The organism is Gemella cuniculi DSM 15828 (genome assembly GCF_000425665.1).
Lineage (GTDB): Bacteria > Bacillota > Bacilli > Staphylococcales > Gemellaceae > Gemella > Gemella cuniculi.
The window spans coordinates 57,755-69,992 of the sequence record NZ_KE384432.1 but is presented as its reverse complement, the minus strand read 5'-3'; the positions used below and the strand labels follow the sequence as shown (position 1 = coordinate 69,992).

At 27.2% G+C, this 12,238-nt stretch carries 7 protein-coding genes; 3 read left to right on the top strand and 4 right to left on the bottom strand.

Annotated features, from left to right (window positions below; translation table 11 throughout):
- Window positions 1-66 precede the first annotated feature (66 nt).
- From yajC to H612_RS09590, 3 genes are all read left to right on the top strand, one after another.
- The gene (gene yajC / locus H612_RS0106560; protein WP_027130711.1) at window positions 67-330 is read left to right on the top strand and encodes a preprotein translocase subunit YajC; all 264 of its coding nucleotides are present in this window, start codon (window positions 67-69) and stop codon (window positions 328-330) included.
- 448 nt (window positions 331-778) lie between these two features.
- Entirely contained in the window at window positions 779-3,898 is a 3,120-nt protein-coding gene (locus H612_RS09265) for a Rib/alpha-like domain-containing protein (protein ID WP_051210179.1), read from the top strand.
- A gap of 716 nt (window positions 3,899-4,614) precedes the next feature.
- The gene (locus tag H612_RS09590) at window positions 4,615-6,939 is read left to right on the top strand and encodes a Rib/alpha-like domain-containing protein (protein WP_051210177.1); all 2,325 of its coding nucleotides are present in this window, start codon (window positions 4,615-4,617) and stop codon (window positions 6,937-6,939) included.
- Window positions 6,940-7,246: 307 nt separating this feature from the next.
- Here the strand turns inward: H612_RS09590 and H612_RS0106545 are convergent, their stop codons facing one another.
- The 4 genes from H612_RS0106545 to glyA all read right to left on the bottom strand — a co-directional run bounded on the left by H612_RS0106545 (window position 7,247) and on the right by glyA (window position 12,161).
- A complete protein-coding gene (locus H612_RS0106545; protein WP_027130710.1) occupies window positions 7,247-7,720 on the bottom strand; it encodes an S-ribosylhomocysteine lyase in 474 nt (157 codons plus the stop codon).
- Between the two features lie 117 nt (window positions 7,721-7,837).
- The gene (locus tag H612_RS0106540) at window positions 7,838-9,151 is read right to left on the bottom strand and encodes a uracil-xanthine permease family protein (protein ID WP_035500432.1); all 1,314 of its coding nucleotides are present in this window, start codon (window positions 9,149-9,151) and stop codon (window positions 7,838-7,840) included.
- A 157-nt stretch (window positions 9,152-9,308) separates the two neighbouring features.
- Window positions 9,309-10,664, bottom strand: a complete 1,356-nt coding sequence (gene guaD / locus H612_RS0106535; RefSeq protein ID WP_027130708.1) for a guanine deaminase — start codon at window positions 10,662-10,664, stop codon at window positions 9,309-9,311.
- 279 nt (window positions 10,665-10,943) lie between these two features.
- On the bottom strand, window positions 10,944-12,161 hold the full coding sequence (glyA, locus tag H612_RS0106530; RefSeq protein WP_027130707.1) for a serine hydroxymethyltransferase: 1,218 nt from the start codon (window positions 12,159-12,161) through the stop codon (window positions 10,944-10,946).
- Between the last annotated feature and the right edge of the window lie 77 nt (window positions 12,162-12,238).

The following is a 12,238-nucleotide window of genomic DNA, read 5'->3' as shown; positions in this document are numbered from 1 at the left end:
ACAAACAGTTTATTTTTTTATAATGATATAGTAGAATAAATATATAGAAAAAAATGGAGGTAAAAAATGCAAGGTTCATATATAAACATATTGATGATAGTATTTCTTTTTGGATTTATGTACTTTATGATAATAAGACCACAATCAAAAAGAAATAAAGAATTAAAACTTTTGCAAGATTCTTTAAAAGAAGGAGATAGAATCGTAACTTTTGCAGGGATTTATGGAGAAATTGTAGAGGTTGGAACTTTAACAGTAAAAGTTAGAATTGCTCCGAAAGTTGAGATTGAATTAGATAGAAACGCAATTCGCAGTTTGGTTGCAAAATAATAGAAAAAAGTAGATTGAAAATAATTTCAATCTACTTTTTTTAAAAAAATTTTAAAAAAATTAGAGTTTTCTTTAGTTCATAGTATAAAAATATAACAATAAATTTTATATAGAAAATTATTTTAATATTATTAAATGTTAATTGGTTAATTTTGTAATTTAGCTGATTTACAGAGCTGCATTGGAGATTTTTAATAGAGAAAATACATAAAAAACATATTGAATTTCAAAAAATTTAAATTTTAATCATTAATAAAATGCAATTATTGATTAAAATTTAAGTTTGATTAATTTGTATTTTTACAATATAATAAAGTTATTATTTTATTTTTTAGAATATTCATATGTAATTTATTTATATATGATAAAATAAAATCTTTAAATTGTACTATGAATTTATTCTGAGGATGAATATATAAATTCGTCTTTGTAAAAGGAGAAAAGAAAAATGTTTAATAAAGAAAGTATTATGAAATATTCGATAAAAAAATTCACAGTAGGTATAGTTTCAGTTGCAGTGGGTTCAGTTATATTTTTAGGAACAGATGCTGATGCTAGTAATAAAGTTGAAAATGCAACAGAAACTAAAGTTTTGACAACAGTTGAAGATAGTTTAAATACAAATGGGACTACGAATGATATAACAGTTAACAATACAATCGATAGAAGTAATCTAACATCTGTTAAAGATGAAATAGAAAAAAAAGATAGTGTTTTAAAAGAGGATGTGTCTAAAGAAAATGTTGTCGATAAAAATAGTGCATTGAATGTGCTTGATAAACGTACAACAGATAGTGATAACATAAAGGATTTATTGACAAATATAATTCAAAAGAATAAAGAAAAAATACAAACAGATGATGCAGAAAAAGAAGAAACACCTGAGATAGAAAAAGGAACAAAAATAATTTCGCGTTTAACTGCGGAATATGCAGAGGCTATTTCGAAAGGATATATAGGATTAGAAGGTGGAAAGTATGATAGTCTATTGTACAAAAATCCTACACTAAAACCTGATGAAGATGATGATAATGATGGAATTTTGAATAAGGATGAGTTGTATATTTATAAAAAGGATGGTAGGACTTATTTAGGGTATGACGTTCATCCTAAATTAGCCGATACAGATGGTGATGGTAAGATTGATGGTGAAGATAAAGATAAATTAATTTGGAATATAACTGCAAGAGATATGGCATTATTTATGAATCTTGTTTATGAAAAAGATGAGTTAATAAAAGAAATATTAGATCCGAGTAAGTCTGTAAATTCATTTAAGGAAAATAAATTTAAATTTATGCATAATGAACTTTCTCCATATTGGACGGTTAAGAGAACATATCATCAGGATAATGGATTAGATGCTGTATTATTTGAAACCAAAGCGAATTATCCATTTTTAAAAAATAATACAATACAAGTATTAGCTATCCAAGGTACTAATATAAATCAAACTGGCGATGTAAAAGCAGATGCGGCATTAGTATTAGGAAATGAGTCAAATCAGAGTATAGCAACAAAAGATCTAATCAAAGCTTTAAAAAATGATGAAAGTATAACTAATTTATATATTACGGGTCACTCATTAGGAGGATATTTATCATTAAGAGCAACTGCTCAAGCCGAAAAAGATAAATTTAATGCGTATAAGGGAACGTATACTTTTAACGCTCCAAAAATTTATGCAGGATTATTTAATTTTTGGGGTGGTGGTGAAATGCAAAAAGAAAGTAATCTTACAGACAAATTAGCTGAGGAAGGTAAAGTTATTAACTATATGACTGATAATGATAATGTAATTTTATCATTTCTTAGATTAAAAAATCTAAAAAGTATAGGAAATAGTGCAGGTAAACATAGTTCTACATCTTATTTTGAGTCTAGAATAAATAATAATCAAGATTTTAACTTTGGAAAACGCCAAGGTGTAGATGGTGTAGGTTATATTGATCCTAATTTAAAAAAATTACAAATAATTTCTCCAGAAAAGGGGACACTAAGTGCAACGTTTTTACCTGTGTTAAAAGATAATAATCCAATTTCTGTTATGGTAGGAGATACTCTGAAAGAAAAAGAAATTTTAGGAAAAGTTGATATAAGTAAATTGCCAGTAAATATAAAATTATCAATACTAAAAAATGTAGAATTGAATACATTAGGAGTGAAAAAAGCAAAAGTTAAAGTTTTATATTTAGATGATAATACTACTAATGAAGTAGATGTACCGATTTTAGTCAATGAAGCGAATAAAACGGAACTTAAATCTGTGATAAATGCAGCTGAGAATTTAGTGAATACTATTGTAGAGTTAAATGATAAAACAAAAAAGACTGTGAATTCTTATGTAGAAAGTAAGCATGTTTTAGCTGAGAAATTGGAAGAAGCACATAATATAGTTAGTAGTGAACTATCTTCGCAAAATTTGGTTAGTAATATAACAAATGAATTAGCAAATTTAGGATTAGATTTGATTACTAAAAGAGGTGCATTAGAATTGGCAGATTTTGCAAAATATGACCCAAAATTGACTACTACAGCTCCTACACTTGTAAAGCGAGGAGAAAAAATAGAATTGACAGGTGTTATTGACAAGATAGATAAAACAGATCTTCCAGAAGGTACTAAATATAAGGTGGAAGATATTTCTAATATAGGAAATGTAGGAAAAGTTAATGTTAGTGTCAAGGTAATCTATCCAGATAAAACAATAGATAAAGTAAATATCCCCTTTGATGTATATGGAGAAGAAAAAGGAGAAGGTACAACACAACAGGAATTAGAAGAGTATTCATTGGATAGAGTACCAACAGTAAGTGAAAAAGGAGAAAGTACAACACAGCGGGAATTAGAAGAATATCCATTGGATAAAGTACCAGCAGTAAATGGAAGGATAGCAGAAGAGAAGAATTCATCACAATTATCAGTATTACAAAATCGTTCGTTAGATGAAGGAACAGATATAGTATTAACAGAAGATGGTATAGTAGTTAAATTTAGTAATAAGTCATTGACTGGTTTAAAATTAAAAGTTGAAAAGATATATAATAATATGTTAATAAGTAATATTAAGAAAAAATTGGGAGAAAGCATTTCCATAAGAGTTCTTGATTTGAAAATTATAAAAAATAATAAGGTAGCTACTTTAAATGATGAAAGGACAGTTCGTATAAAATTATTAGATTCTGAAACTAATAATGTTGGTGTGTACTATGTGAAAAATGGTAATTTAACAAAATTATCTTCAAAGATAATTGATAGAACGATTGAATTTAACATTAATCATTTCAGTTTATTTGCTCTAGTAGAGAAATCAAATGATATTTTTCTTAATAGTGACGAAAAAAAACATAATCAACTTAATTTAAATTCAAATGTCAAAAGGACACAATTATCTATAAAAAAAGAAAAACAAAATATAATAAAAAATGATGAGCAATTTGATAAAAAAGAAATGATGAAAAGACTGCCTAATACTGGATTAAATAGTAATTTTAATTTAATTCCTTTAGTATTGATTGGGCTAGGTGCTTTTTTAGGAAAACAATTAGAAACTCTGAATAAAAGATAGATATTTTTAGAGGAATTTAAAGTACTTAACTAAATAAGAATAAATTAGAAAAAGAACTAAATTTTATTTATGTAAAATTTAGTTCTTTTTCATTTTATTGTATAAAAAATAAAATGATAGTAGAAAAGATTTTTTCAAAAAATTTTTCGTTAAATATTTTTAATTTTATGATAGTATATATAATTTTTTGTTTGGCTAAAGTTATAACTTAAATCTTTTTGGAAATTTTTATTAGATTAGAATAACTAAGAAAATTTAAAAATATTAGAGGTGAGTATAACTCATCATATAAAATTATAATGAAAAATTCATGAAGAATTTAAAGATAGATAGCTTTAGATAAATTTTAATCGAATGGGAGATTTTTATTATCTAAAATACATTAAAAATAATTAATCTTAAATAATAGTGTTATAAAAATAACTTCAAAAAGAAATTATTTTTTATAATTTAAGATTGATTATTTTGTAATTTTTTTATATAATAATTAAAGTTATTTATTATATCAAGTGTTAATGAATATAACATATTGAAAACAAGACATACAAATTTAATTTTTGTAGAGGAGATAGTTTTTGAGAATAAGAAGTAAAATTTAATTATATGGGAGGTTAGAAACTATTTTTTAATTTTGTATTGAGTTTTTAATTTGGGAAATTTATGAAGTAGTTAGAAATAATACTTTTATTTACTAAATAATAAATAAGGAGAAAAATATGTTTAATAAAAAGAAAATTGTAAAATATTCAATAAAAAAATTTAGTGTAGGGATAATTTCAGTTGCTGTAGGAACATTTTTATTTTTTAATCCAGGGATACAAGCAAATCAGAATTATAGTAGATTGAATTTAGAAAATACTATAAAACAAGATTCGAATGTAAAAAAAAGTGAAGGAAATAATTCAGATTTAGAAAAAAATAAAAATGATAAAACAAATTTAAATGTCTTAGATAAAAAATCAAACGATATTAAAAGTATAAAAGATTTATTAAATGATATTATTAAAAAAAATGAAGATGTAAAATCAACTGTTGATGAAAAAAAAGATATTACAGAAAGTAGTGAGGAAAAAGGGACAAAAATAATATCAAGGTTAACTCCAAAGTATGCAGAATTGATTTCTAAAGGTTATATAGGATTAGAAGGTGGAAAGTATGATAGTCTATTGTATAAGAAAAAACCACTGGATCCAAATGGAGATGACGATGGTGATGGTATCTTAAATAAAGATGAAATTTATATTTATAAAAAAGATGGTAGAACATATCTTGGCTATGATGTTCATCCTAAGTTAGCTGATACAGATGGAGATGGGAGAAATGATAAGGAGGATAATGATAAACTTATTTGGAATATATCTGCAAGAGATATGGCGTTATTTATGAATTTAGTTTATGAAAAGGATAATGTGATCAATGATATTTTAAATCCAGAAAAATCTATTATAACTTTTCAAAAAAAGTCACATAGAGTTATGCATAATGAGCTTTCTCCTTATTGGAAAGTAAAGAAAGTATTCCATCAAAATAACGGTTTAGATGCAGTATTATTTGAGACAAAGTCAAATTATCCTTTTTTAAAAAATGGTACTATTCAGGTACTTGCTATACAAGGAACAAATCCACATCAAACTGGAGATTTAAAAGCTGATGCAGCTTTGGTGTTAGGTAATGAATCAAATCAAAGTATAGCAACAAAAGATTTAATTAATAGTTTTAAAAATGATAGCAGTATAACAAATCTTTATTTAACAGGACATTCTTTAGGAGGTTATTTATCACTTAGAGCAACAGCAGAAGCTGTACAAAAAAATAATCAGGCATACAAAGGGACGTACACTTTTAATGCTCCGAAAATATATTCGGGAATACTTAATTTTTGGGGAAGAGGAGAATTTGGCAGAGCTAGTGATTTAACAGATAAGCTAGCACAAATTGGAACAGTAGTTAATTATACTACAAATAATGATAACGTTATACCATCATTTCTTAGACTAAAATATTCGAAAAATATAGGTAATAGTGCTGGTAAACATAGTTCTACTTCTTACTTTGAAAGTATAATAAATAAGAATCCAGATTTTAATTTTGGTAAAAGACAAGGTTTAGATAAAGAAGGATATGTAGATCCGAATTTAGGGAATTTAAAAATTGTTCCACCTGAAAATGGAAGTCTTAGTGCAACATTTCCTCCAAGTTTAGTTGATAAAAAACCAATTTCGATGACAGTGGGAGATAAAGTAAAAGATAGAGATATTTTAGATAAAGTCGATAAAACAAAATTACCAGTAAATGTAAAATTATCTGTACTAAAAAAAGATGAATTAACTACACCAGGAACTAAAAAAGCGGTGGTAAAAGTTTTATATCAAGATGATAATAGTGAAAGTGAGATAGATATACCTATTTTAGTTAATGAAGCGGATAAAAGTGAATTAATTTCAGTGATGAATGAAGTTGGGAAATTACTAGATATTAATGGAGACATAAGTGATAAAACTAAAGAATCATCTAAGAAATATTTGGAAAGTAGAAGAATCTTAGCTGAAAAATTACTTGATGCTCAAAAAATTATAGATGATAAATCATCTTCACAAGCTGATGTAAATAAAATAAAAAAAGAATTAGCAAAAGCAGGGTTAGATTTTATTGAAAAAACAGGTGATTTACAGTTAAATGATTCTGAAAAATACAAGGTAAGTCTAACTGATGATAATCCTATATCAGTAAAAAAAGGTAGTAAGATAGAATACTCAGAGATAATAAATAAAATAAACAAATCAAATCTGCCAGAAGGTACTAAGTATGAGATAACAGAAGACATAGACTTAGAAAAAATTGGAAAAGCTAGTGTTAAAGTCAAAATTATTTATCCAGACAAGACAGAAAGTGAAATAGAAGTTCCGATTCTTGTGTATGAAGAAGGTGAAAATTTACCAGCACAAACTCAAAGTATAAAATATTCTTTAAGAAACTTGGCGTTGTTGAGTAATAACAACAATTTGTCTCAATTGCCAAAGTTGAAAAATACGCTAATGTAAAAAATTTCTTCAAATCATAGCTAACTTTATTCAGTAGTGGTTAAAGAATTAAATTTTATATTGAACAATGTAGAGATAATTTGAATTAGTTTATGTTGGGAATTTATATTTAGATTTTTTGGAATTATGGTAATTATTGTATTCTATAATTACGAATTAATGATGTTGAAGTTTTACAAACAAAATATTGATAAAAAACTGTAAATCAATATTTGGATTGCTCTTTATCGAGCCATTGAGTAAATTAATAAAATAAAAATTCGAGTTTATGATTTTTTCATATCTCGAATTTTTTTATAGATTTTTATTATTGTCTAGAAAAAACATTTTTCCATTCAGTTTTTTTATCTAAAAATTTTTTTGCCTCTTTTTTTGCACCTTCTAATGAATGGGAAGCTGCCCAACCGCATTGAATTTCATTGCAGGCAGGAACTTCAGTAGCTATTAAAACATCTTCGAGAGTCTTAGTAAGAGCAATTTCTACATCTTCATAACTGTCATTATTGATTACTGAAAGATAAAATCCAGTTTGACAGCCCATAGGTCCAAAATCAAGTACATTATCCAGATGATTTCTTATCAATTCTGCAATTAAATGTTCTAATGAATGGAGACTAGGCATTTCCAAATGCTCTTTATTAGGTTGACAAAATCTTATATCATATTTATAAATTTTATCCCCATTTTCTCCACTGTAGACACCAACTAATCTAATGTAAGGTGCAACAACTTTTGTGTGATCTAAGTTAAAACTTTCAACATTCATCTTCTTTTCTGTCATGAGTATTCTCCATTTCTAGTATAAATTCTAAAAGTATTATACTATATTTTTTTAAAATAAAAAAGGCTAGAAAGATAAATATATATTTTCTATTTTTCTTTCTAGCTCTGTTTATGTTTAATCTTTATTGGGAATTAGTTTATTCATAATGATTGCTACAATAGCACCAACAGCAATAGGAGAACCTATTAAATATTGTAATAATTGAGGAGCACTATTTTTAAGTTCTGTTGGAATGAATAGAAGTCCTATTGTAAACATTAATGGAACACCAATAATATATAATTCTCTTTCAGAAAAATCTAAGTTTTTAACAACTCTAAATCCATTAAGAAGAATAATAATACATACAACGGAAAAAACTCCACCTATAACTGCTGCAGGTATAGAATTAATAATAGCAGAAAGTTTTCCTAAAAATGATAGTACAATAAACCATCCAGATGCTACAACAAAAACTTTTTTACTCGCAACACCTGTAATAGAAATAATACCAGCATTAGTAGAATAACCAGTTACAGGAGTAGCTCCTACAAGTGCAGCAAGGAAACAGCCAATACCTTCCCCAATCACTCCTTTATTGATTTGATTATCACTTAGTGGCTCATCAATTACAGAACTGACTGCATACCAAGTTCCAGTAGTTTCAGCAAGAAGAACTATGTAAATAATAATCATAGTAATAATAGCAGAAACTTCGAAATGAATGCTATAATCTAAAAATAAAATCTTAGGAAGACTGAAGAAACTAGCCTCTTTAATTGCTTGAGTACTAAAGCCTCCCATTAAATATGCACAAAATGTTCCAATAGCCAATGAAATTATAACAGATGAAATTTGAAAAATTTTTTTGAATTTATTAATATAATTTCCTAAAGTTGAAAAGAAAATTAATGATGCTGCGGTAATAAACGCAAGTAGAATATTTTGTTTAATGCTTAATCCATTTCCTTCTATATAAATGTTACTAACAAAAGCAGATGGTAGAAGGGTAAGTCCTACAATCATAATAATTGTTCCACTAACAATAGATGGGATAAAATTTCTCACAATGTATTTATAGATGCCAGAGTAGCCAAGTAAAATTACCAAAATAGCTCCGACAATACTAGCACCAAGAACTGTTCCCATATTTTTTGAACCCATATAAATCCCTATAATTGCTCCAAGAGGAATAAATGAAGGACCTTGACATACTGGTAATTTTAAATAAAATAAAACTTGAATTAACGAGGCTAATCCAGCACCAAGAAATGTTGATTGAATAAGACCAGCAGCCTCTCCTGGTGATAAAGCTAGAGCGGTTGCTAAAATAAAGGGTGGGACATAAACATCCATAGCAAGAACATGCTGTAATCCTAATATTAATGACTGAGAAAATGGGATATTTTCTTCAACGCCTATAGTTAGATGACTATTTTTTTTTGTCATAATAAAAATTTCTCCTTAAAAATATATTGTTGGGATAATCCCAGTATAATGTTTTTTTGTAATTATTAAAAATCAGTATAAATATAACAAAGTAAAAAATTAAAATATTAGTTATAGATGAGTTTTGTATTTATGTTTAAATTTTTAATATTATTATCTATTTCTTTAGAACTCTTTTCCCTTGAATCCAAACTTCTCGAATATTTTCCTTTGATGAAAGATAAAGTATTCTTTGAAGAAGATTATCTTTTTCATTAGTTAAATAATTTTTAAGTTCATTAGAAGAAAATTGTGTATCTATAACTTGGAAATCACATATGTAACCTTCTTTAAAAAGTCCTAGAGGTAATTTTAGTGCAATTCCACCACCAGTAGTGGCGAGATAAAATGCTTCGAAAATTGAAACTTTAGAATTTTTTACCCCACGCTCATTAGCTAATAAATTGTTGTTGACGCCATCATTTAACATCCTTGATGATATAACAGTGTGTTTGATATTATCATATAAACTTGGAGAAAAACCACCAGAAATATCTGTTCCTAAACCAATATTAACACCTTGATTTTTTAAATAATTTACAGGAAGTGTAGCATTAGCAAAATATGAATTGGATATCGGACAATGACAGACAGAGGAATGAGTTTTTGAGAAAATTTCTCCATCATCTTTATTGATAAAATTACAATGTGCCATAATTGATTTTTCACCAAGTAAACCAAAACTATTCAAAACTTCAGTATCACGCTTTTTGAATCTATCTTTGACAAAATTGTGTTCCCAATCACTTTCGCTACAATGACTTTGAATATATGTATTATATTTTTTTGCTAATTTACCAAGTTCGTTAAGTGCCTTATTGGTGCAGCTTGGAACAAATCTAGGTGTTACTACTGGATAAATCCCTTGAGGAACATTTTTTCCTAAAGTTTTTATATCTTTTATAAATTTTTCTGTATTAGTAATTGCACTATCTGTAGATGAATCACGATAAAATTCTGGATTCATATTTTTATCATCCATAACTACTTTTCCGACAAAACCACGTTGTCCAAGTTCAGCACAGATTTTAGCAAGCTCTAGAGTAGCTTCATTATGAATTGTTCCAAAATACATTGCAGAGGTAGTTCCATTTGATAAAAGAGTTTTTACTAAATCGGTGTAGACTTCATGGGCGAATTCTAGGTTTTCATACTTTACTTCCAGTGGGAATGTGAAGTTATTTAACCAATGGCTAAGTTCATCATCAAGAGCAAGACCAGCTTGAGGCCACTGCGGTGCGTGGATATGAAGATCAATAAAACCAGGGAGAAGGATTTTATCTCCGAAGCTATAAAATTTTTCTGTTTTGGAATATTTTTCTAATAAAATTTTGTATTCGGGATTATTATTTTTAATAACTTGCTCAATAATTCCATTTTCTGATACAAATATAAGGGCATTTTTTTCAAATTCTATCTCCCCATAATTAGAACTATGGAAAAAAGATGCTTTAAAAATATTTTTTATTGTCATAACCATATATCTCCTTAATAAGTTTATACAATATAACATATAAAACGAACGTTGTCAATATTTTAAAACTAACTTAAAAAAATATTTTTCTAAAACCGTACATTGGGTATAGAGTTAAAAAATAAAGTTCGTAAATTTACTTTATAAAGAAATCTAAAAATATTTTAACAACGGAATTGGAAAGAAAAATTAAAAACCTAGAAAATTAAAAAAATTTATCTTCTTTACAATTAATAATTGTGAAGTTTAATTTTTTATTTCTAGGTTTTTTATAATCTATTATCTAAATTCTTTTCTTTCTTTTTGTGTAAGAGATAAAACTTTTTTACGAATTATGTCTACATGTGACTCCCCTTTTTTAAGAAGTTCACAAATTAAATTAGTTAATTCTATAAAATCATCTTCAATATAGCCTTTTGTAGTCATTGCAGCAGTACCCAATCGAAGTCCACTAGTTTTCATAGGTGGTAATGTATCGAAAGGAATCCCATTTTTGTTGCAAGTAATATTTGCTTTACTAAGCAATTCACTAGCATCATGACCATTTATTTTATAAGTAGAGTAAGTGTCTATCAAACATAGATGATTGTCGCTACCTCCACTAATAACGGGTATATTGTTTTCTTTAAATGTATTTACCATGGCTTGCATATTTTTCAAAACTTGAGTTTGATAAACTTCAAATTCAGGTTTTAACGCTTCTTCAAAACAAATTGCTTTTGCAGCTATGATATGTTCAAGTGGACCACCTTGAGCACCTGGGAAAACTGTTTTATTTATTTTTTTAGAAACTTCTTCATTATTTGTTAAAATAATTCCGCCACGTGGGCCACGCAATGTTTTGTGTGTTGTAGACGTTACAACATCTGCAAAAGGTAGCGGTGTAGGGTGTTTACCGACTGCAACAAGTCCAGCAATATGGGCCATATCAACCATTAAATACGCACCAACTTCATCAGCAATTTCTCTGAATTTTTTAAAATCGATTATACGTGAATATGCACTAGCACCTGCAATAATCATTTTAGGATTATGTTTTTTTGCTAGAAGAAGTACTTCATTATAGTCAATAGTATGTGTATCTTTTGTTACTCCATATGACACTGAGTTGTACAGTTTACCAGAAAAATTAACTCTGCTACCGTGTGTTAAGTGACCACCAGCATCCATACTCATACCAAGTACAGTATCTCCAGGTGAAAGAAGTGACATATAAACAGCAATATTAGCACTAGACCCTGAATGAGGTTGAACATTTACGTATTTTGCATCAAAAAGTTTTTTTAATCTATCAATAGCTAGACTTTCAATTTCATCAATTACTTCACAACCATCATAATATCTTTTCCCAGGATATCCTTCAGCATATTTATTAGTTAAAACACTTCCTGTTGCTTTTAAAATATCATTAGAGACAAAGTTTTCGCTTGCAATAAGTTCAATATTTGTATTTTGTCGTTGTTGTTCCTTTTCAATAAGTTCAAAAATTTTATCCATAAAACACACTCCTTAAGTAGGTAATTTAAGAAAAAGAAAGTTAAAAATATTAAAAAAATTTAAAATGAAAATTTCTT